The organism is Sphingobacterium kyonggiense (genome assembly GCF_039536825.1).
Lineage (GTDB): Bacteria > Bacteroidota > Bacteroidia > Sphingobacteriales > Sphingobacteriaceae > Sphingobacterium > Sphingobacterium kyonggiense.
Genome location: NZ_BAAAZI010000012.1, coordinates 60,536 through 82,259, shown reverse-complemented (window position 1 = coordinate 82,259; position 21,724 = coordinate 60,536). Strand labels below are relative to the sequence as shown.

General features: G+C 39.4%; 19 protein-coding genes. 11 read left to right on the top strand and 8 right to left on the bottom strand.

All coding sequences use genetic code 11. The features are described from left to right. Nucleotides 1-29: 29 nt before the first annotated feature. Entirely contained in the window at nt 30-1,703 is a 1,674-nt protein-coding gene (locus tag ABD676_RS15095; RefSeq protein ID WP_344675570.1) for a glutamine--tRNA ligase/YqeY domain fusion protein, read from the bottom strand. A 93-nt stretch (nt 1,704-1,796) separates the two neighbouring features. On the opposite strand from ABD676_RS15095, the gene ABD676_RS15090 reads away from it, so the two are divergent. Next, nucleotides 1,797-3,071 (top strand): FAD-dependent oxidoreductase, encoded by a 1,275-nt coding sequence (locus ABD676_RS15090; protein ID WP_344675569.1) that lies wholly within the window; start codon nt 1,797-1,799, stop codon nt 3,069-3,071. Between the two features lie 73 nt (nt 3,072-3,144). Here ABD676_RS15090 and ABD676_RS15085 read toward each other — a convergent pair whose 3' ends face one another. The 3 genes from ABD676_RS15085 to ABD676_RS15075 all read right to left on the bottom strand — a co-directional run bounded on the left by ABD676_RS15085 (nt 3,145) and on the right by ABD676_RS15075 (nt 5,871). Next, nucleotides 3,145-3,792: a carbonic anhydrase gene (locus ABD676_RS15085; RefSeq protein ID WP_344675568.1), complete on the bottom strand. Its 648-nt coding sequence runs from the start codon at nt 3,790-3,792 to the stop codon at nt 3,145-3,147. 70 nt (nt 3,793-3,862) lie between these two features. Continuing rightward, entirely contained in the window at nt 3,863-5,443 is a 1,581-nt protein-coding gene (locus ABD676_RS15080; RefSeq protein WP_344675567.1) for a SulP family inorganic anion transporter, read from the bottom strand. A 107-nt stretch (nt 5,444-5,550) separates the two neighbouring features. Then, a complete protein-coding gene (locus tag ABD676_RS15075) occupies nt 5,551-5,871 on the bottom strand; it encodes a hypothetical protein (RefSeq protein ID WP_344675566.1) in 321 nt (106 codons plus the stop codon). A gap of 230 nt (nt 5,872-6,101) precedes the next feature. On the opposite strand from ABD676_RS15075, the gene ABD676_RS15070 reads away from it, so the two are divergent. The 5 genes from ABD676_RS15070 to ABD676_RS15050 all read left to right on the top strand — a co-directional run bounded on the left by ABD676_RS15070 (nt 6,102) and on the right by ABD676_RS15050 (nt 10,233). Continuing rightward, nucleotides 6,102-7,649, top strand: coding sequence for a helicase HerA-like domain-containing protein (locus ABD676_RS15070; protein WP_344675565.1), 1,548 nt, complete (start codon nt 6,102-6,104; stop codon nt 7,647-7,649). A 57-nt stretch (nt 7,650-7,706) separates the two neighbouring features. Next, nucleotides 7,707-8,621, top strand: coding sequence for a sugar phosphate nucleotidyltransferase (locus ABD676_RS15065; RefSeq protein WP_344675564.1), 915 nt, complete (start codon nt 7,707-7,709; stop codon nt 8,619-8,621). 167 nt (nt 8,622-8,788) lie between these two features. Further along, entirely contained in the window at nt 8,789-9,472 is a 684-nt protein-coding gene (locus ABD676_RS15060) for a TIGR02117 family protein (RefSeq protein ID WP_344675563.1), read from the top strand. 103 nt (nt 9,473-9,575) lie between these two features. Further along, on the top strand, nt 9,576-10,043 hold the full coding sequence (locus tag ABD676_RS15055; protein WP_344675562.1) for a hypothetical protein: 468 nt from the start codon (nt 9,576-9,578) through the stop codon (nt 10,041-10,043). Further along, a complete protein-coding gene (locus ABD676_RS15050) occupies nt 10,033-10,233 on the top strand; it encodes a helix-turn-helix transcriptional regulator (RefSeq protein WP_344675561.1) in 201 nt (66 codons plus the stop codon). The genes ABD676_RS15055 and ABD676_RS15050 overlap by 11 nt, the downstream gene beginning before the upstream one ends. An 82-nt stretch (nt 10,234-10,315) precedes the next feature. Here the strand turns inward: ABD676_RS15050 and dnaK are convergent, their stop codons facing one another. Continuing rightward, the gene (dnaK, locus tag ABD676_RS15045; protein WP_344675560.1) at nt 10,316-12,235 is read right to left on the bottom strand and encodes a molecular chaperone DnaK; all 1,920 of its coding nucleotides are present in this window, start codon (nt 12,233-12,235) and stop codon (nt 10,316-10,318) included. 204 nt (nt 12,236-12,439) lie between these two features. Here dnaK and ABD676_RS15040 point away from each other — a divergent pair, with 204 nt between their 5' ends. The 4 genes from ABD676_RS15040 to ABD676_RS15025 all read left to right on the top strand — a co-directional run bounded on the left by ABD676_RS15040 (nt 12,440) and on the right by ABD676_RS15025 (nt 17,068). Then, entirely contained in the window at nt 12,440-12,997 is a 558-nt protein-coding gene (locus tag ABD676_RS15040; RefSeq protein WP_344675559.1) for a thioredoxin family protein, read from the top strand. A gap of 453 nt (nt 12,998-13,450) precedes the next feature. Further along, on the top strand, nt 13,451-14,878 hold the full coding sequence (locus ABD676_RS15035; protein WP_344675558.1) for a phytoene desaturase family protein: 1,428 nt from the start codon (nt 13,451-13,453) through the stop codon (nt 14,876-14,878). A gap of 7 nt (nt 14,879-14,885) precedes the next feature. Next, complete coding sequence (locus tag ABD676_RS15030; protein WP_344675557.1) at nt 14,886-15,806, top strand: TIGR01777 family oxidoreductase; 921 nt, start codon at nt 14,886-14,888, stop codon at nt 15,804-15,806. Nucleotides 15,807-15,814: 8 nt separating this feature from the next. Continuing rightward, nucleotides 15,815-17,068 (top strand): YeiH family protein, encoded by a 1,254-nt coding sequence (locus tag ABD676_RS15025; RefSeq protein WP_344675556.1) that lies wholly within the window; start codon nt 15,815-15,817, stop codon nt 17,066-17,068. A 27-nt stretch (nt 17,069-17,095) separates the two neighbouring features. Here ABD676_RS15025 and ABD676_RS15020 read toward each other — a convergent pair whose 3' ends face one another. Further along, nucleotides 17,096-17,869, bottom strand: coding sequence for a LuxR C-terminal-related transcriptional regulator (locus ABD676_RS15020; RefSeq protein WP_344675555.1), 774 nt, complete (start codon nt 17,867-17,869; stop codon nt 17,096-17,098). Between the two features lie 129 nt (nt 17,870-17,998). Then, nucleotides 17,999-18,778, bottom strand: coding sequence for a helix-turn-helix domain-containing protein (locus ABD676_RS15015; protein WP_344675554.1), 780 nt, complete (start codon nt 18,776-18,778; stop codon nt 17,999-18,001). Nucleotides 18,779-19,028: 250 nt separating this feature from the next. Here ABD676_RS15015 and ABD676_RS15010 point away from each other — a divergent pair, with 250 nt between their 5' ends. Continuing rightward, on the top strand, nt 19,029-19,838 hold the full coding sequence (locus tag ABD676_RS15010; protein WP_344675553.1) for a LuxR C-terminal-related transcriptional regulator: 810 nt from the start codon (nt 19,029-19,031) through the stop codon (nt 19,836-19,838). 84 nt (nt 19,839-19,922) lie between these two features. On the opposite strand, the gene ABD676_RS15005 is transcribed toward ABD676_RS15010, so the two are convergent. Continuing rightward, complete coding sequence (locus ABD676_RS15005; protein WP_344675552.1) at nt 19,923-21,716, bottom strand: acyl-CoA dehydrogenase family protein; 1,794 nt, start codon at nt 21,714-21,716, stop codon at nt 19,923-19,925. Between the last annotated feature and the right edge of the window lie 8 nt (nt 21,717-21,724).

Genomic DNA, 21,724 nt, shown 5'->3' with positions numbered 1-21,724 from the left:
AAGGGGATTTCATTTATCATCAGATTTCCTTAGCCTTTCTTAACTTCTTTGGCCCAAGAATCTTTCAATGTTACGGTTCTATTGAAAACCAATTTATCCTCCTTACTCATCTTATTATCTAAGGTGAAATAACCTAAGCGAATAAACTGATATCCTTTACCCAATTCTGCATTGGCTAAATCAGGTTCGATATAAGCTTTCTCGATAATCTGTAAGCTATCCGGATTGATGGACTCTTTGAAATCCTCAGCTGCTGCTGGGTTCTCATCTTGGAATAGACGGTCATACAAGCGAACCTCTGCTTCTTGAGCGTGAGCCACAGAAACCCAGTGAATTGTTCCTTTAACTTTCATTCCAGAAGTATCTTCACCAGATTTTGAGTTCGGTACATAATCACACAACACCTCTGTAACCTTTCCATTCTCATCCTTATTGAATCCAGTACAAGTTACAATGTAACCATGTTTCAAGCGTACGGATAGACCAGGTCCTAAACGGAAGAATTTCTTCGGAGCATCTTCCATAAAGTCATCGCGTTCAATCCATAATTCCTTAGAGAATGGAATCTTTCTTGTGCCATCATGACCTTCAACTTCTGGATTGTTTTCACCATCCATTTCCTCCACTTGGCCTTCAGGGTAGTTGTTAATGATCAATTTAATTGGATCTAACACCGCCATTCTGCGCCAAGCTGTTTTATTCAAGTCTTCACGGATACAGAATTCCAATAAACTTACATCGATCATGTTTTCACGCTTCTGAATACCTATTCTTTCACAGAAGTTACGGATACTCTCAGGCGTATAGCCACGACGACGAAGACCTGAAATAGTAGGCATGCGTGGATCATCCCAGCTTTCTACAAATTTCTCATTCACCAATTGCAATAGCTTACGCTTACTCATAACCGTGTATGTCATGTTTAAGCGGGCAAATTCATATTGTTTCGATGGGAAGATCTCCAATTTGTTGATCAACCAATCGTATAAAGGTCTGTGGGGAATAAACTCCAATGTACAAACCGAATGGGTAATCTTTTCAATGGAATCGGATTGACCATGTGCAAAATCGTACATCGGATAAATACACCATTTATCACCTGTACGGTGGTGATGAGCATGTTTAATACGGTAGATGATCGGATCACGCATGTGCATATTCGGACTTACTAAGTCGATCTTTGCACGCAATACCTTCTCCCCATCCTTATATTTTCCGGCACGCATATCTTCGAAGAGTTGTAAGTTTTCTTCAATACTGCGGCTGCGGTATGGCGTTGGAGTACCTGGTTCCGTTGGAGTTCCTTTAGCAGCAGCAATTTCCTCTGCAGTGGAATCATCCACATAAGCCAAGTCATGCTTGATTAAGTCAACAGCATATTGGTAAAGAGTTTCGAAATAATCTGAGGTGTAAAGTTCCTCTGCCCATTGGAAACCAAGCCATTGAATGTCTTTCTTAATGCTGTCCACATACTCTACATCTTCCGTTACTGGATTCGTATCATCAAAACGTAAGTTGGTCTGTCCGTTGTACTTCTGTGCCAAAGCAAAGTTTAAACAGATTGATTTTGCGTGACCAATATGTAGATAGCCATTTGGTTCCGGTGGGAAACGAGTCAATACACGACCGTCATTCTTCCCATTTCGAAGATCATCTTCAATGATCTCTTCGATAAAATTCAAGGATTTTTCTTCTTCTACCATGTAGCAAAGTTAGCTATTTCATCGATATATTGGATGGACAAGACATGAATACTTGGCTCATTTTATGTATTTTCGAAGTATATTTTACAAATTATGAATTTAAGATTAGCATTACTGGCAATCCTGATAATCCCCTTGTCGCTTTTTGCACAGAAAAAACAAAAACCAAAACTATTGGTCTATGGTTCTGACATAGCTGCTTTTTCTGCTGCGGTGCAGGCTGCACGTTCCAATGTGCCTACTGTTTGGGTACTTGACCAAGCGCAAATTGCACCGGAGATAACAAGTCAAGCAATTAAGATCAACAGTAATCAGAAGCTCGATGGCGGGATTTGGATGAATATCTTAATGGAGATGGCTGTTAGTAAAACCAAAAGCGATTCTCTAGCACAATTGGTAAAACAAGATCTTAACCCTCGATTGGCTCAAAATGCAATTGATAAAATCATTGCTGAGCTCCCTAATCTAACCTTAATTAAGAATCAACAAATCAGTAAGACTAGTCAGAAGAAAAAGGGTTGGGATATTCAACTAAGTAACCGATTGCAATTTTCGGTTCTCTCAGTCATTGATTTCAGTGAAAAGGGGAGTCTGTATGCACAAGCAGAGAAAGATGATAAGTCTATTGCATCTACCGCCTTGCAGAAGGCCGCTGATGTTTCATTGGCTTTAGGAAGGACATCTGTAGGTGCAGCAGAACTAGATGGATCTGCACATGTCATCCTACTAAAAGACTTATTGACTTTTGAAAGGAATAATCTTCTCGACGCAGGCTTCTTACGTAAAGTCAACACAGATCCTAATAATATAGCTTTCCGTGCTGCCTATGGTCAGGCACTTGGAGCAACTGCGGCATACCTTGCCTTCTTTAAGACAAACAGCAAATCCATTGATATCCGTAAATTACAAGCTGAGTTAATGGCTTTTTCAGCAAGACTGACTCCATATCAGGATGTGTCATCGCAGGATACACATTTTGGATCTATTCAGAAAAACTACCTCACAGGATTCTTTTTAGGTCAGGTTGAGGATGGAAAGTATCTCTTTAAAAAGGACGAGTTTGTGCGTTTTGACGATGTTAAAGCCGTGATGAATGACATCTATACGCGTAGCCAACTGTGGTTCTTAGATAACTTCCGCAATGAAGATTTAACTTGGGGAGATTTATTCGGTTTAATTAAGTATGTATCCCTAAAAGGCGATGAAGTACAAAAACAAGTCGAGAAAGAATGGAATAGCAAACGTAAATTCCAAGGTGAGTTTAGTTTGAAGAACAAAGTCACTCGAGAACATTTTGCTGTCATGGCAGACTTATATTCCAACTCCTTTAGCAAGACAATTAATCTTGACGGATCATTCGTCAAATAATTCTAGAACGAATTCTAAAATATTAGGTATAAAAAAAGGCTGCTTTTTACAAGCAGCCTTTCTTTATTTTCTATTAAAGGTATTTAAATACCTCACCTAAGGATTCATTGCTGGTATAGGTATTGCCTAAATCAATCAATTGTCCTGTTCCGATATTAATAACCATACCGTGGATGGCTAAGTCGGCTCCATTTTTCCAAGCATTCTGAACAATGGAAGTCGAACACAGATTCCAGACTTGTTCTTTAACATTCAATTCTACTAATCGGTCTGCTTTTTTACCTGTATCTTCGATAGCATCGATTTCTTCTGCATGAAGACGGTAAACATCCTTGATGTGGCATAACCAGTTATCAATGATACCGTATTGTTGGCTACTTAATGATGCCGCAACACCACCACAACCGTAGTGACCTGCCACGATAATGTGTTTCACTTTCAATACATTGACAGCATAGTCTAAAACGGCTAACATACTCATATCCGAATGAACACACATGTTCGCAATATTACGGTGCACGAATACCTCTCCAGGTTTTCTACCTGTCAATTCATTCGCAGGAACGCGGCTATCCGCACATCCTATCCATAAAATCTCTGGGTTTTGTCCATTCGCTAATTGCTCAAAACGTCCAGTGGTGTCCTTCTTTACAAAGTCCATCCAATCTTTATTTCCGTTTATAATATTGTCAAAGCCGATTTCTAGATCTTTTCTACTCATTTTATTTATGTGATTTTCTGTGTTTTCAATTCTGAGAAACTTTACAAGTTTCCGCATTTATTTAATTCTTTTAAACTACTTTTTTAAGTTTTTGTTTTCTGCGACGGTGTTCCTTCTTGAAAGTCACCTCATTTAGCTCAATATCCAAGCCCTTGCTGATCGCATTTTGCTCAAAGTCCTTGATGACATCAATGACATCCTTATCAATAAATTTACTTCGATGTCCATCAATCAAAATGGTCTTGACATCCTTCGGTAAATTATAAAGCTTATGTTGAATAGGTGCTTTATTTAAGAATGTAACTTCTTCTGCCAAAGTTAATACGGCTACTGAAGTATCATCTGTTTCCTTTGGTTTAATATTGATGTGGTATGCATTGTGCATATTGGCACGTAAGATGTAAAAGGTCGCTACCAAGATACCCACACCTACACCAGTCAATAAGTCAGTGAATACGACAACAGCAATAGTGATAAAAAATGGAATAAATTGATCCAATCCTTTACCAAACATTTGTTTGAACAAAGCTGGTTTTGCTAATTTATAACCTGTGTGAAGTAGGATAGCGGCTAATCCGCCATAAGGGATTAAATTGATCATACTTGGAATAGCCAATACAGCTACCAATAACCAAAGACCATGCAACATAGCTGCTTGTCTTGTTTTACCACCAGCATTCGCATTAGCTGATGAACGAACGATTACCGAGGTCATAGGTAGTCCACCTAGGAATCCCGATGCCATATTACCTACACCCTGTGCCACTAATTCTCTATTTGTTGGAGAATTACGCTTTAAAGGATCTATCTTATCAATAGCCTCAATGCTTAACAAGGTTTCCAAAGAAGCGATAATCGCAATGGTAAATGCAACGATCCAAACTTCCTTATTTAGGATTTGGGTAAAATCAGGGAATATAAATAAACCTGTAAAATCAGCAAATGAAGATACAATTGGAATATTCACAAAGTGATCTGGATTTAAGGCTAAACCAGTTCCTTGGAAAGCAAAACCTAATCCAACACCCAATAATACCACAACTAATGGTGCTGGCACCTTGTTTAATCCTTTGATCTTAGGCCAAAAGATTAATACCGCTAAGGAGAGAAAACAGATGATGGTTGCTCCCCAATTGACGCTGGACATGACGGTATTGGTAAATGCAGCAATTCCGCCTCCATTATCAAATTCAAAAGCATGCGACTCATTTAGTCCAAATGCAATAGGAATTTGTTTTAGGATAATGGTAATACCGATTGCGGCGAGCATCCCTAGGATGACCGATGAAGGAAAGTAATTCCCGATCATCCCGGCCTTAACAATTCCTAGAATCAACTGGATTACTCCAGCGATCACGACCGCCAAAATAAAGGTCTCATATGCACCAAGTTTTTCTATTGATCCCAATACGATGACGGTCAGACCAGCAGCTGGACCACTGACACTTAAGGGAGATCCAGAAATGGAGGCTACCACTATCCCTCCAATAATTCCAGTTAATAAACCGGCAAATAACGGCGCTCCTGACGCCATGGCAATACCCAAACATAATGGGAGTGCCACTAAAAAAACTACTATACTAGCAGGAAAATCATATTTTAAGTCTCTTTTTGACAATTTCAAAAAAGCAGACGTACGTGTACCAAACATAAGATGTTTAATTTTTTGTAATTCAATTTTTGATGATAAATAAACTCAATCGTCCCATTAAGACAGGTGTACTACCGGTCAGAACATGACTTCGTCAAAGAATCGAATTAACAGTTAGGAGGGGGGGTCGGTACAGTGGGGTGAAACGCACAAATAGACTTCTCATTACGTAGATATTGTCTGCTTTGAGATGTGCATTCAATGGTTGGATTGTAAGCAAGGAAATCAAAAGCATCCGGCTTAAAGATTTTAATGCCAGTTTCATGAAGATCTTCATTGTTGCTGTTTCCCGCTTTCGAGGTTGTCTCAATTTCTAATTGCATCACTACTTGGAGGACAGTACCTTTATCCAGTACATCCACGAAAATCGGTGTCATGGAAATCAACATCTTCGTGAAGAAGATGAAGAAACACAGCTTAGCTGCCATGATCCGATATGCTTTCGTAAATAAATGTGCCCTTGCAATCATAAACTGAACAAAAATAAAATTTAATTTCAAAAAAGACGATATTTTGGAATTAAATTGTGAAAAAATTACAAAAGTATGTGTTTTAGTTTGAATTGTTAATAATTCCTTAATCCATAGAACTTGGTAATCTAAGATTGTATTATATTATCTTTATTCCTAATTTCGAGTAAACATAAGTTCTCAACCATATGAAAGAACAATTCATCCAAAAAATCACAACATCCTATAGCCCTAAGGGCGCATTTATACAATTGGGCTCTGGTATTTTAGATGGTGAAATCATCACTGACGCGAAGGTAAACCTTGCTTTGAAGATGATGAACCGCCATGGTCTAATCGCTGGAGCTACCGGTACTGGTAAAACCCGTACCCTTCAATTGACTGCCGAGCAGCTTTCTGATGCCGGTGTCCCAGTGTTTATGCTCGATGTAAAAGGTGATCTATCCGGACTTGCGGAACCTGGTAAGACCAACGATGCGCTTATCGAACGAGGAAATGCCGTAGGTATTCCTTTTCAACCTGCTAGTTTCCCTATTGAATTGTTTTCTCTTAGTGGAAAACTAGGTGCACCAATGCGCGTGACCGTTGAAGATTTTGGACCGGTTCTGTTGGCTCGTATCCTGGACTTAAACGATACACAAGCTGGTGTATTAAGCGCCATATTCAAATATGCAGACGATAAACAGTTGCCTATTGTAGACTTTGCCGATTTAAAACGACTTTTAAGCTATCTATCCGAAGGTCCAGGGGCAGCAGAGATTAAAGAGGATTATGGTAAGATCAGCTCGGCAAGTGCCAGTACTATCCTTCGTAAGATCGTAGCGATTGAACAACAGGGTTTAGCCCATATATTTGGCGAGAAAGAATTTGATATTAATGATCTATTTGGAAAGATTGATGGCAAAGGTGTCATTACCTTGCTTAATATCTCCGATATTCAGGATCAGCCCTTATTATTCTCCACCTTTCTTTTGAGTTTATTGGCGCAATTGTTCAAGAAACTACCAGAGGTAGGGGATTTGGATAAACCAAAATTGGTATTCTTCTTTGATGAGGCACATTTGCTGTTCAATGGTGCATCCAAAGCTTTCTTAACACAGATTGAACAGATTGTTCGTTTGATCCGTTCCAAAGGGGTTGGTGTGTTTTTCTGTACACAGGCTGCTTCAGATATCCCTGAATCAGTTTTAGGACAATTGGGAAACCGCGTACAGCATGCTTTAAGAGCTTTCACACCAAATGATGCTGAAAATTTACGTAAAACTGTAAAGACCTATCCTACATCAGAATTTTACGAGATTGACAAGGTATTAACATCCTTGGGTATCGGACAAGCATTGGTGACGGTATTGAACGATAAAGGTATTCCTACAGAAGTCGTAGCGACACATTTGGTTCCAGCACGTGCAGTTATGGGACCATGTCAGCCACAGCTATATGAGGAACTAGTCAGAAATTCAGAGTTCTATAACAAATATCAAGAGCGGATCGAAAGACGCACAGCTTCCGAAATCCTGGAGGAAAGACAAGGACAACACGATGCTGAAGAAGCGGCAGAGAAAGCTAAAAAAGAAGCTGAAAAAGCGGCCAAATCCCGTAGTTCTTCCAGCTCAAGAAGGCAAACACCTTTGGAAGCTGCACAGAGCCAAGCGAGTCGTACTTTAGCGCGTGAAGGTGTAAAACTATTGGGTAAAATAGCGAACGGAATTCTTAACGCAATGTTCAAAAAGAGATAAGAAGAAAATAGTATATTTGCCCACACGATACTGAAAAATTTAACAAAACATTATATTATGGGAAAACCTACTTTGGTAGTTTTAGCAGCAGGAATGGCAAGCCGTTACGGTTCATTGAAGCAAGTTGATGCCTTTGGTCCACACGGTGAAACAATTATCGACTATTCTATTTATGATGCCATCCGTGCAGGATTTGGTAAAGTAGTTTTTATTATTCGCGAAGAATTCGAGCAAGTGATGCGCGATAAATTTGACGAAAAATTAAAAGGAAAAATTGACGTTGATTATGCTTTCCAAGATTTCAACCTTAAAAAATTTGGTGTTGACAAAGAAATTGAACGTACGAAACCTTGGGGTACTGCCCATGCGGTAATGAGTGCCAAAGACGTAGTTGATGGTCCTTTCTGTGTGATTAATGCTGATGACTTCTACGGTTATGATGCTTTCAAGAAAATGGCTGATTTCTTAACCAATGAGGTAGACGATGCTCACATGTCCCTAATGGGTTTTGAAGTAGGCAATACCATGTCTGATTATGGTTATGTGTCAAGAGGTGTTTGTGAAGTGGATGAAAAAGGTCACATGGCTTCTGTTACGGAGCGTACTAACATTTACTATGTAACCGATGAGCAAGGAAATCGTAAAATCGTTTACGAGGAAAACGGTGTTCAAAATGATCTACCTGCAGATGCTCGTGTATCGATGAACTTCTGGGGTTTTACACCTAAGATTTTTGAGGTAGCACAGGATATGTTCCCTCAATTTGTTGAAGAGAACGGCGATAATCCAAAGTCTGAATTCTTTATTCCTTCAGTTCCTGACCACATGGTTAAAAACGGAATGGCAGCTTTTAAAGTAATCCCAACTTCTTCAAAGTGGTTTGGCGTAACGTATGTTGAAGACAAACCTATCGTACAAGAAAGCATCTCTAAATTGTTAGCAGATGGTACTTATCCTCAGAAATTATTCTAAGGATTTCTACTCATAAACAAAAGGCTAATACAATCCTTAATTGGGAAGTATTAGCCTTTTCTTTTTGCCAAATTTCTAGAACCTGTAGAAATTGATGGTTATTTAAGACCTTCTTGGGTCAGAATTTTTACTATATTCAATTGTTGAAATCGATTTAATTTACTTGGATGAAAAAAGTCATGGCTTGGGTTCTGTATTGTCTTTTAGGATTGATCGTCTTTGCATTGCTGTATTTAGCAACAGATGCCTCATTGTCTAGAATTTCATTGAATAAGGCAGATCAGACTTCTGAACAAAAAACCATTGAGGCTTATATTCTATCCAATGGTGTTCATACAGATATTGTCCTTCCTATTCGAACTGCTGACCTGGATTGGACCTCTGTGTTTCCAATTGAAAACACCAAGGGAAAAGCGCAAGGCCATCAATTTATTTCGATTGGATGGGGTGATAAGGGTTTTTATCTCAATACCCCTGAATGGAAAGATTTAACCGCCAAAACAGCCTTGGTCGCTGCTTTAGGGATTGGAGAAACTGCCTTGCACATCACCTATTACAAGCAGATGCAGACCGATTCACTCTGCCGGAAAATAAACATCGACTCTACCCAGCTAAGCATTCTCCAAGATTATATTATTAACAGCTTGGATAAAGATCAAGTTGGCAAGCCTATTTATATTCAAACCAAAGCGCAATATGGACCAGATGATGCTTTTTATGAAGCCAAAGGTGCCTACAGCATGTTTTATTCTTGCAATACCTGGACTAACGAAGCCCTCAAGAAAGCCCAAATGCCAGCTGCATATTGGACCGTTTTCGACAAGGGCATTCTAAGGCATTATTCCTATTAATTGACAAGTATTTTTTACAAAATGTAAAAAACACTTGTCAATATGTAAGGTTTATCTTACATTTGTTTTGTTAATCCTAATAATTAATTATAAAATAGATGTTATGAAAAAGATACCCTTATTGCCTAGATACTTTCAGTGGATAGGCTTGATCATGCTTCTCCTGATGATTCCTTATAAGATTTATCAAGATTCCATTTCAGGCATTCGAATAAATACCTTTGTCGTTTACAACGATACACCTCTCCAAGAATCTGGCCTTTTTGAAATCATGGAAGTTGATATAGGCTTTACCTTATTCCTCTTAATTGGCTTATTAGGACTTACCTTTATTGCTTTTTCCAAAACGAAAGTTGAAGACGAAATGATTCAGTCTATTCGACTATACAGTTGGAGCTGGGCTATTTTAATCATGATTGGTTTAGGTGTTTTAATTACCTTATCCATTTACGGGATGACTTTTGTTTCCTTTGCATTGCTCTTTGGGCATATTCTATTATTATTGTTTATCATTATTTTTCGGTTGAATTATTACCGATTGAATAAGGGAGGGAAGCAGAATGAAGAATAACATTAAGATTTTTCGAGTTATGAAGGGGCTGTCGCAAGAACAGCTTGCCAAGGAGGTCAATGTAAGCCGGCAGACGATTAATGCCTTAGAAGCTGCCAAATACGTGCCTTCTACCGTGCTCGCCTTGAAGCTGGCGCAGATACTGGGGAAACAGATCGAAGATCTTTTTGAATTGGAGGAAGGAGATTAGATGCCATTCTGTGCTATATCAACATAAAAAATGCCCGAATCAATTGGATCCGGGCATTTCTATTTTCAGGTGTAAACCTGTTTTATTTTACTTCTTCAAAATCTACATCTTGAACATCATCGGCACCACCCTGGTTACCACCGTTGTTCGCTTGTCCAGCACCTCCTTGAGCTTGTTGTTCAGCTCCGGCACCTTGCTGAGATGCAGCATACATTTCTTCTGAAGCAGCATTCCATGCATTTTGCAATTCTGCAGAAGCTGTATCGATGTCTGCAAAATTCTTAGCGGCATGTGCTGCTTTCAATTTCTCTAGGCCAGACTCAATTGGAGCTTTCTTATCTGCGGAAATCTTTTCACCGTACTCTTTTAATTGTTTCTCGGTTGAGAAGATTAATGCATCTGCTGTATTTAATTTATCTACTTCTTCTTTTACTTTTTTATCCGCTTCCGCATTCGCTTCTGCTTCTTGTTTCATTTTCTTCACTTCTTCATCGGATAAACCTGAAGATGCTTCAATACGGATATTTTGCTCTTTACCAGTGGCCTTATCAATAGCAGATACTTTGATGATACCATTGGCATCAATATCAAATACTACTTCGATTTGAGGGATACCACGTGGTGCTGGTGGAATATCAGTCAATTGGAAACGTCCTAAAGTACGGTTCTGCGAAGCCATTGGACGCTCACCTTGTAATACGTGGATCTCAACGGATGGTTGGTTATCCGATGCGGTAGAGAATACTTCCGATTTACGTGTAGGGATCGTTGTGTTAGACTCAATTAATTTTGTCATTACACCACCCATAGTTTCGATACCTAATGAAAGTGGAGTTACGTCTAATAATAATACGTCTTTCACTTCACCGGTTAATACACCACCTTGGATAGCAGCACCTAATGCTACAACCTCATCTGGGTTAACACCTTTAGAAGGATCTTTTCCGAAGAATTTTTTCACCGCTTCAACGATAGCTGGGATACGTGTAGAACCACCTACTAAGATTACTTCATCAATATCAGAAGTGCTGAATCCAGCGTTTTTCAATGCTGTACGACAAGGCTCAATAGTACGCTCGATAAGTGGACCTACTAAGCTCTCGAATTTAGCACGTGATAAGTTGCGAACTAAGTGCTTAGGACCTGTTGCATCAGCCGTGATATATGGTAAGTTGATCTCCGTTGAAGTAGTGCTCGATAATTCGATTTTCGCTTTCTCTGCAGCTTCTTTCAAACGTTGCAAAGCCATCGCGTCTTTCTTCAAGTCGAAACCATTGTTTTCATCAGCAAATTCTGCTGCTAACCAGTTGATGATTGCATTATCAAAGTCATCACCACCTAAGTGTGTATCACCATCAGTCGCTTTTACTTCAAATACACCATCACCTAATTCTAGAACAGAGACGTCATGAGTACCACCACCACAGTCAAATACCACGATTTTCATGTCTTTGTCTGCTTTTTCTAAACCGTATGCTAATGCTGCAGCAGTCGGCTCGTTGATGATACGCTCAACTTTTAAACCAGCGATCTCACCAGCTTCTTTAGTTGCTTGACGTTGCGCATCATTAAAGTATGCAGGAACGGTAATTACCGCACGTGATACTTCTTGGCCTAAATAATCTTCTGCAGTCTTCTTCATCTTCTGAAGAATCATAGCAGAGATTTCTTGAGGCGTATATTTGCGATCATCAATTTCCACACGTGGCGTATTGTTGTCGCCTTTAACTACTTTGTAAGGTACATGAGAAATTTCATTTTTTGCCTCATCAAAGGTAATACCCATAAAACGCTTAATCGAGTAAACAGTCTTGTGTGGGTTTGTAATTGCTTGACGTTTTGCAGGGTCACCTACTTTACGTTCACCTCCATCTACGAATGCCACGATAGAAGGAGTAGTGCGTTTACCTTCGTTGTTGGCAATCACAACGGGCTCGTTACCTTCCATTACGGCAACACATGAGTTCGTTGTTCCTAAGTCGATTCCTATAATTTTTGACATATCTTGTAATTATCTTATGTTTAACTGTTGTCTAATTTACTATTGTAATACCTATTCAACAACGCTTATGCCAAATGGTTTTATTGTCATTTGTCAGCCCAAAGTCGGAAATATCTTCCTTCTATTGTCATCGTAATGTGACATTCTGTCATCATTTCCGAATTCTTAATTAAATCCTTATTTTTGTGAAAACAGAAATCTAACATGAATTTTGACGAATACCTGAGTTACTTCGAGGATATTTTAAACAACACCGAAAACCACGAAGCATACTCCAATGACGCTGACTACCTAAACTATACCAAGCTTAATTGGTCGAGAATGAACAGATGGTTGAAGAAGTTTGAACCTTCGGATGACATGAAATCTTGTATTCAAAACATCAAAGATCCACAACACTGGATTCTTATTACGGAACCTTGGTGTGGTGATGCGGCACATTCCGTAGCGCAAATCTACCAAATCGTAAAAGACAATAGCTTTATCGACTTGGATTTTCAATTGCGCGATACAGAGCCGTACCTTATCGATGAGTACTTAACTAATGGTGGTAAATCCATCCCGAAGTTGATCATCCGTAATGATGTGGGGCACGATAAAGTAATCTGGGGTCCAAGACCAGCAGTTTTGCAAGACTTATTCACCCAAATGAAAGCCGAAGGAAAACCAACTGATGAGATTAAGGAATTTATCCAACGTTGGTATAATGAAGATAAAGGCGAAGCCATTCAAAAAGACTTGATCGAGTTGTTAAACCAATAAGATCAACACTAAAATCTTTAAAGGCTGTCCAAAATTATTTGGGCAGCCTTTCTTTTTTTTATACGCTGTAATAGTTCTCTTTATACCCGATTTTACACTACCTTTTTCCTTTATTTCTTTTGTCTATTGTCTGTTATCTAATCGTCTCTCACAGGGGTTTTATTCGACACTTATTCGGATCTCCTTCGGAACTTGTTCGGAACTCCTTCGGATCTCGTTCGGTTCCGACCGAACGAGATCCGAACAAGATCCCTAGCAGATCCCTAGAAATTCCTTGAAAGTCTCGAAGCAAACTCAAGCTTATTTGCTGTTCAACGCAAGGGAATATATAAGTTAACTAGTCCATTATTTTTCTTTAGCAGTATGGAACAAGAACTTTGTTTCGTAAAATCCTAAACGGTCTAATTCGTATACCAATCAAAAATGGTAGATTAGGGACTAAAACGTGTTGAAGTGAAAAAGTACGATGCCATCATAGTTGGATCAGGACCTAATGGGTTTTCAGCGGCCATCCGTTTACAACTGGCTGGGCTTTCTACCTTATTGGTCGAAGGCTCCGATAAAATTGGTGGCGGTATGCGGACTAGTGAATTGACTCTATCTGGCTACCATCATGATGTTTGCTCGGCTGTACATCCCATGTTTTTTGGTTCTCCATTTTTTGATGCTTTGCCTTTGGCAGATCATGGCTTAAAATTCATGGAAGCCAAATATCCTTTGGCGCATCCGCTTGATGATGCTCCTGCAGTGCTATTGCATCGTTCAATGGAGGAAATGACGGATGTGTTGGGTCAAGATTTTTCAGAATATCAAGCTTTACTTTCGGAAGTTGTTTACAAATGGCCATCGCTTGCTGCAGATGTTTTTGGTCCATTGCAAGTGCCTCATCATCCTTTGTTGATGGCGGAGTTTGGGTTGAAGGCTTTGGCTTCTGCCAGTTATATTGCCAAGCGTTTTGAACGTATGGAAACTCGTGCATTATGGGCAGGATTGGTGGCACATGGTATGCAACCTCTGGATAGACTGGGAACTTCTGCAATAGGCTTGGTTTTAGGTGGTATGGCGCATCGATCTGGCTGGCCAATAGCAATAGGGGGGTCCCAAGCAATTTCCGATGCCCTAACGGCTTATTATCAGGATTTGGGCGGAGAGATTCTTTTGAACCATTGGTTAGAAGATGTAAGAGACCTTCCGCAGCATGAGCTGTTATTTTTGAACATGTCGCCAAGGCAAGTTCTCCAGGTCAAAGGATTGGACTTGAAATTGGGTTATCGCAAGCAATTGGAAAAATACCGCTATGGTATGGGTGTTTTTAAAATTGATTGGGCATTATCAGATCCTACTCCATTTCGTGATCTTGCTTGTCAACAAGCCGCAACAGTACACCTGGGAGGAACCTTTGAAGACATCGCCGCCTCAGAGCTTGACGCTTTTCGAGGGAGAATGAATGCTAAGCCCTATGTGCTCTTTTCGCAGCCTAGTGTTTTTGACTCCAGTCGAGCACCAGCTGGAAAACATACGGGATGGGCATATTGCCATGTTCCACTTGGTTCGGAACAAGATTGTACAGAATTAATAGAAAGACAGATAGAACGTTTTGCGCCAGGTTTTCGAGATACCATCTTAGGACGAAGTACCATGAATGCCCAGCAAATGGAAAGTTATAACCCCAATTATGTAGGTGGCGATATTTCTGGAGGAATCATGGATCTAGGGCAAATGTTTACTAGACCGAGTTTTTCCTTGACTCCTTATCGTACCTCTAATCCGAAAGTTTACATTACATCATCATCCACGCCTCCAGGTGGAGGTGTACATGGTATGTGTGGTTACCATGCAGCACATACGGCATTGAAAGATCATTATTCACCACTTAAATAAAGCATTTATGGCAAAGATTATCGTGGCTGGAGGAACCGGCAATTTGGGAACAAAGTTGATTGAAGGGTTTTTAGCCAATGGAGATGAAGTTTATGTATTGTCGCGCCAAAAAAGGAGAACGGAAAATCCGAAGTTGAATTTCGTGCTTTGGGATGGGGAGCATATGGACTCCTGGACATCTATATTGGACGGGGCGGATACCTTGATCAATCTATCTGGAGCATCCATTAATCGGGTGTTTAATGAAGAAAATAAAAGTTTGCTTCGGGAGTCCCGGGTTCGCCCTACCTCTGTGCTAGGGAAAGCCATACAACAGGCGAGTAATCCGCCCAGATTATGGATAAATGCTTCGGGAGTTTCCATTTTCAATGGCAAAGGGGATTTGAAGGATGAAGAAAGTACCGACTTTGGAAGTGACTTTTTAGCGAATTTGGCTAAAGATTGGGAGGCTGCCTGTTTGAAATGGGAGGCCCCAAAAACCCATCAGGTGATTTTAAGAATTGCCCCGGTTTTGATGGCTGAATCGGGCATGTTTGCGGAGCTGTATCCTTTGGCTAAGCTAGGCTTGGCAGGAACAGTGGGTTCAGGAAAGCAAATAGTGAGTTGGATTTTGCTTGATGACTTCTTGCGATTAATACCTTGGATCATCAGTTTAAATGAGCCAGATCCGGTTTACCATGCCTGTAGTCCAAACCCCTTAAGCAATGAAGAATTTATGAAAACCATACGCACTGTGGCTGGATCTTCCATTGGACTGCCGCTTCCAAGCTTCATGGCCAAAATAGGTGCTCGCGTAAAAGGCGTTGATCCCACTTTATTATTAGAATCTGTTCCTGTAACAACAAAATTAACCTTGGAAAGAGGCTTTAAATTTAATTTTCCCTATCTTCAGCTCGCATTACAGCAACTGATACTTAAATCAACTTAAACTTTTTCATGGCATCTAAAACATTTGAACTCTCGGAAGACTGGGTAGTCGTTATTTTGGGATTGGCAATTATCGCCTTAGCACTATTTGGAGTAATAGTACCGAAGCCAAGCTTTAATTGGTCAGACTCGGAAACACTTCAAAATACGGTCCTCTCTCAGAAAAACCTAATAGCCATGGGGGCTCAATTTGTCGTAGTTTATGCGGCAGCTATTTTAGGTGCTATATTGCTGAAAAAGAATTTAAAGGCACTTCTAATCGTCTTTCCAACAGTTTATTTGTTGACCTTATTTGCTTTGGTTTTAGCCGGAAATGCGGTGATCAAAGATTATAATTTGGAGGCTGTTATTTTTAGTTTGGCCATCGGTCTAATTATCAGTAATTGTTTCAAACTACCAACTTGGTTCAAAGAAGCCTTGAGTACAGAATTGTATGTGAAGGTAGGATTAGTGTTATTGGGTACAACAGTCATCTTTGGGGATATTTTAAAGGCTGGATCTTTGGGATTAATACAGGCATTATTGGTGGTTGTGTCGGTATGGTATTTTGCCTATTGGGTATGTCGGAAGCTGAAGATTGACAAGGAAATGTCCCTAATGTTGTCCAGTGCGGTGTCTATTTGTGGTGTTTCTGCTGCGATAGCTACTTCTGGAGCCATTAAAGGCGATACGAAAAAGCTTTCTTATGTCATCTCTTTAGTCTTGATAACGGCAATTCCGATGATGATTTTCATGCCCTATATAGCGCAATGGCTTAACCTTTCTCAAGAGGTAACCGGAGCTTGGTTAGGGGGAAGTATTGATACCACGGGAGCAGTAGTAGCATCAGGATCTTTGGTAGGTGAGGAAGCCTTAAAGATCAGTACCATCGTGAAGTTCTCACAGAACGTTCTTTTAGGTATTGCAGCTTTTTTTATCAGTATTTACTGGACTTATTCCAAGTCCGTAGATGATGAAACGAAAAAAGAAAAGCCAACCTTGAAATTGATTTGGGAGAGATTTCCAAAGTTTGTAGTTGGTTTTGTATTTGTTTCGCTATTATTCTCATTCGTGGTTTCACCAGAGACGAATGATCAAATTAAGGATAGCTTGAAGAGTCTTCAAGGATTATGGTTTGCTTTAGCATTTACTTCCATTGGTTTAGAGACTAATTTCAAAGATTTGTTTAAGCAGGATAATAAGAAGCCATTGTATGCTTTTATTGTGGCGCAGACCTTCAATATTGTGGTGACATTAATCATTGCCTTGGCACTATTTAATTAAGTCTTGACGAAAAAAGAAAGGTTCAGTTTATAACCAGCCCATTTCTACGCAGTATTTGATTAGACTGCTGCTGTTAATGGTTTGGGTTTTCTTGAGGATGTTTTTTCGGTGCACTCTTACGGTTTGGTCGGATATGCCCAATAATTCAGCGATCTGAATACTGGAATACCCTTTAGCAACATATTGCAGAATATCAGATTCTCGGGTTGTAAGCGGATTATTTGGTTTTTTGCCAATACTTATTTTCTTCGAAAGATTGAATTGGTAAAAACTGTTGTTGTTGTTTATTCCAATGACATGGGCTATTAAGCTGTTTTTTTTAGAGATATGGTCAATATTGGTATGAATATTTACGGTTGACACAATTTTACCATGTTCATCAAATAATACGGGTATGGATTGATGGTGAAACAGTTGATACTTACCATTGTTCATTTTCATTCGGAAACAGTAACATGCTTTTAAGTTTTTGCGTTCTTCCGCTTCTTGCTTAGCTATTTTTTGGTGACAGACTTCTTCAGCACGCAATACATATGGTAAGTCGTCAGGATGGATGAGGTCGATGATTTCTTGTACATGAGCTGGTGTGTTTTCGAGATTATGCATGGATAAACAATTCGCTGCTACATGTTGTACGGATCCATCAGCAACATTAAGAATAAAGTAATAATGGTCACCAATAACGAGCATCTCCGATATCATTTGGATGATAGTGGATTCGCTGATTTCTAATTGCTTTTCAGAAAATAGCTGAGGAAATCTTTTCCAAATAGGAGCCAGTTGCAGTGATTTATCTTCCATGACCTTGCGTTGTAATCCTTGGTACCTAATTGTAGGAACGGAGGATTATAGTTTCTCAATTTTAGGAATTAAAATCAATTCACAAAATACCTCAATCGAGGTATTTTTCAACTTATTTTGTAAGTTTTATCATAAAAGTCCCCATTCTAAACATTTCTTAATGAGAACATTGCTACTGTTGGTTTTGGTTTTTTTGAGTATGTTTTTACGATGTGATCGAACGGTGTCTGCAGAGATGAAAAGAAGGTCGGCTATCCGCTTGCTAGAGTGTCCATTAGCGATATAAGGTAAGATTTCCATTTCGCGTTTACTTAATTCAGGGACCTTGGTTTTTTCCTCTTGTTCGTAAGGGTCGATTTGAATATATTCTTTTTCTTGATTCAAGGATTGAACCAAGAGTAGTCCACTGTTTTCTTGGGTAATGTGATGGATATCTGTGTGTATATTCAACGCATAAGTTAGTTTGTTCTCGTCATCCACCGCAATATGTACTGCTTGGTGGTGAAATAAGTGGTAGGTACTATCTGCAACCCGCATACGAAAGCAATAACTGGATTTCCAATTTAAGATGGAGTCAGAATAATTGGTTATGATGCGTTCAATGGATTTCTTTTCTGCTAATTGGACAAACTCTAAATCATCAGGATGGATTAGATCTATGATTTCATTAAGTTGAATTGGAGGATGGGCTAAGCCGTGGATCTGGCTTAGTTGAGCATGGATATTACTGAGTTCATAATTTTTGACATTGATGATGTAGTAATAATATGGACCAACTGTTAAAATATCCGCCAAATATTTCCCTATATCTGGGCATTGACTTGTTAGGGTGGAATCAGACAATAAATTAGGATTAGATTCCCATATTTCCGAAAGCATATGCTTTTTTTTACCCGAACTGGAGTTCATAGTGTATTTGATGTTAATAAATTGGATGAACAAATGTAGAAAAAAAGCCGTGTTTTAACCGTTGATTACTTGATTATTTATTTTTGATAAAGGTTGTTTTCTAATGTTAATAAATTGACTTAATATGAAGATGATGTGAAATATACCCCAATTTGGGTATATGGAGTTTGGAATTATTACTGTTATTTTAAACTTACAAAATCATTGGTAAAAGATTCCTCTTTTTTAGGTGTCCAAAAAGCTTAATCACATGAAATTAGATAGTTTTTTATTTCGTAAGATTTCACAATCCTTCCAAGAATTTAGTAAGTATTCGCAGAAATCTGTTGGTAAAGCTGAGGCCATGCAAAGAAAAAAGGATTTTGATTTAAATAATTACTTGCGAGTATTTCATGCCTTCGATACTTATTTTTATTCCTTAGCTGACATTAGCACATTGAGCATTGTCGATGCAGGTGGACCAATCGAGCAGTTTACAGGATATACCAAAGAGGAGGTGATCAGGAGGGGCTATTCCTTGATGTTAAGTATTCACCATTTAAAGGACACTATTCGAGCGACAAGAGGAGGAACTAAATACTTTAAATACCTGTATGCTCAAGCACCTGAAAAGCGACCATATATCAAGGTTAATCGAACCCTCGACTTGATTTGTAAGAATGGGAAAACCTTATTTGTCCTGGCTCAAAGCATTCCGGTTTTGTTTAATGAACATATGGAGCCGATTTATATGCTCAATATCTATTCTGACATCTCCAATTTGCAACCTTCCAGGCAGTATAGCCATTACCTGATTGATAACAGTGATGCGGAGCATCCTAAGAAAATATCCTTATTTGACAAGAATGATTATAGTGACTGTTTTCAGGCTGCGGTTTCACCAAGTGAGATGCGAGTTTTGGAGTTAGTGGCTCAGGGACATGATTCCAAACTTATCGCTGATAAGCTTTTTATTTCAGAACATACAGTTCGGACACACCGAAAGAACATTCTCAAAAAAATGGATTGTAATAATATGACAGAGGTAGTTCGTAAAGCTTTAGTAGAAGGTTGGCTATAGCTTGTTTCGAGTTAGGGTTTAGAATGTGGTAAAAAATAAAAAGCCCTGTTTTGAGGCAGGGCTTTAAACAATTTTATATCTCTTCTAGAAGCAATATTTATTTTCTTCGATAAGCTTCTTAGCAATACGCTGACGTGCTTCTTTCACATTAAAAGGTTGCGCTTTTGTGAATCGACGTAGACCAACCAACATCATATTCAATTCGTCACCTTCACCGAAAGAATAAAGCGCTTCTTTACCAGCGGCATTAACTTTATCAATAGCACCGTATAAATAGATTTTCGCCATATCAGCAGCATAAGCAGCTTGGTCTCCACCTACGGTATGTTGTAATTTCTCCGCACGTAATATCACTGACTCTGCTACATAAACATAACCGATGATATCAGCGATATTCATTAAGATTTCTTGTTCTTTAGACAGGGACATCATTAATTTCTGAACTGCTGCACCGGCAATCATCAATCCTGCTTTTTTCAAGTTAGCAATGATTTTTTTCTCTGCTGCAAATGGAGTGTCATCTTCCTCACCGAAATCAGGGATAGACATCAATTCAGAGGCTACTGCTTGCGCAGGACCCATTAAATCCAATTCACCCTTCATGGCACGTTTTAACAACATATCCACCACCAATAAGCGATTTACTTCGTTGGTTCCTTCGAAAATACGGTTGATGCGGGAGTCGCGGTAAGCTCTTTCCATTGGTGCTTCAGCCGAGTAGCCCATTCCACCATAGATTTGAACACCTTCGTCCACTACATAGTCTAGCATCTCTGAACACCAAACTTTAATGATGGCACATTCAATAGCAAATTGCTCTACTGATTTTAATTTAGCTTTTGCTTCATCCATACCTGATGCAATTAAGGCATCGTAGGCATCATCAATATTTTGTCCAGCACGGTAAGTAGCGGATTCTGTTGCAAATAAACGGGTTGCCATTTCCGCTAACTTATAGCGGATAGCACCAAATTTTGAGATTGGAAGGTTGAACTGTACACGCTCATTCGCATAGTTAATAGCTGTAGAAAGTACCGAACGTGCAGAACCAATAGTAGCAGCACCTAATTTGATACGACCAATGTTCAAGATGTTTACTGCGATCTTAAAGCCATTCTCACGCTCAGAAAGCATATTCTCTACAGGAACTGGACAGTCGTTGAAGAAGATCTGACGGGTAGAGGATCCCTTGATACCCAATTTATGCTCTTCAGGGTTCATGGTAATTCCACCAAAATCTTTCTCTACGATAAATGCTGTAAGGTTTTTATCGTCATCAATTTTAGCGAATACGATAAATACATCAGCAAAACCACCATTGGTGATCCACATTTTCTGACCATTGATCAGGTAGTGTGTTCCTTCGGCGTTTAATTTTGCTGAAGTACGTCCAGAATTCGCATCGGAACCGGAGTTAGGCTCTGTTAAACAGTATGCTGCTTTCCATTCACCGGTTGCTAATTTTGGGATATATTTTGCTTTTTGTTCTGCATTTCCATAATAAAGGATAGGCAAGGTTCCGATACCTGTATGTGCCGATAGGGCAACGGCAAAGGAGAATCCGCCACCTACTGCATCAGCTACCAGCATAGAAGTGTTAAAGTTCTTGCCGAAACCACCGTACTCCTCTGGAATGGATACTCCGAGCATACCTAATTCGCCAGATTTGTCCATTAGGCTCTGCATTAAACCTTCTTCTTGGGCATCGATACGATCTAATTTGTTCAATACCTCTGTGTCTAGAAAGTCAACGCAGGTTTGGCGAATCATCTTTGCTTCTTCATCAAACTCCTCAGGGATGAAGATGTCTTGATAGGAAGTTTCACGGATGACAAATTCTCCGCCTTTGATTGCATTGTTTTTTACTTCTTCACTCATGATAAATT

Excerpts from the sequence above, each read along its gene's own strand:
- ABD676_RS15095 (WP_344675570.1), bottom strand. The coding sequence starts at position 1,703 with ATGGTAGAAGAAGAAAAATCCTTGAATTTTATCGAAGAGATCATTGAA.
- ABD676_RS15015 (WP_344675554.1), bottom strand. The coding sequence starts at position 18,778 with ATGAACTCCAGTTCGGGTAAAAAAAAGCATATGCTTTCGGAAATATGG.
- ABD676_RS15065 (WP_344675564.1), top strand. The coding sequence starts at position 7,707 with ATGGGAAAACCTACTTTGGTAGTTTTAGCAGCAGGAATGGCAAGCCGT.
- ABD676_RS15050 (WP_344675561.1), top strand. The coding sequence starts at position 10,033 with ATGAAGAATAACATTAAGATTTTTCGAGTTATGAAGGGGCTGTCGCAA.
- ABD676_RS15085 (WP_344675568.1), bottom strand. The coding sequence starts at position 3,792 with ATGAGTAGAAAAGATCTAGAAATCGGCTTTGACAATATTATAAACGGA.
- ABD676_RS15040 (WP_344675559.1), top strand. The coding sequence starts at position 12,440 with ATGAATTTTGACGAATACCTGAGTTACTTCGAGGATATTTTAAACAAC.
- ABD676_RS15010 (WP_344675553.1), top strand. The coding sequence starts at position 19,029 with ATGAAATTAGATAGTTTTTTATTTCGTAAGATTTCACAATCCTTCCAA.
- ABD676_RS15090 (WP_344675569.1), top strand. The coding sequence starts at position 1,797 with ATGAATTTAAGATTAGCATTACTGGCAATCCTGATAATCCCCTTGTCG.
- ABD676_RS15080 (WP_344675567.1), bottom strand. The coding sequence starts at position 5,443 with ATGTTTGGTACACGTACGTCTGCTTTTTTGAAATTGTCAAAAAGAGAC.
- ABD676_RS15070 (WP_344675565.1), top strand. The coding sequence starts at position 6,102 with ATGAAAGAACAATTCATCCAAAAAATCACAACATCCTATAGCCCTAAG.
- dnaK (WP_344675560.1), bottom strand. The coding sequence starts at position 12,235 with ATGTCAAAAATTATAGGAATCGACTTAGGAACAACGAACTCATGTGTT.
- ABD676_RS15075 (WP_344675566.1), bottom strand. The coding sequence starts at position 5,871 with ATGGCAGCTAAGCTGTGTTTCTTCATCTTCTTCACGAAGATGTTGATT.
- ABD676_RS15005 (WP_344675552.1), bottom strand. The coding sequence starts at position 21,716 with ATGAGTGAAGAAGTAAAAAACAATGCAATCAAAGGCGGAGAATTTGTC.
- ABD676_RS15060 (WP_344675563.1), top strand. The coding sequence starts at position 8,789 with ATGAAAAAAGTCATGGCTTGGGTTCTGTATTGTCTTTTAGGATTGATC.
- ABD676_RS15025 (WP_344675556.1), top strand. The coding sequence starts at position 15,815 with ATGGCATCTAAAACATTTGAACTCTCGGAAGACTGGGTAGTCGTTATT.
- ABD676_RS15020 (WP_344675555.1), bottom strand. The coding sequence starts at position 17,869 with ATGGAAGATAAATCACTGCAACTGGCTCCTATTTGGAAAAGATTTCCT.
- ABD676_RS15030 (WP_344675557.1), top strand. The coding sequence starts at position 14,886 with ATGGCAAAGATTATCGTGGCTGGAGGAACCGGCAATTTGGGAACAAAG.
- ABD676_RS15055 (WP_344675562.1), top strand. The coding sequence starts at position 9,576 with ATGAAAAAGATACCCTTATTGCCTAGATACTTTCAGTGGATAGGCTTG.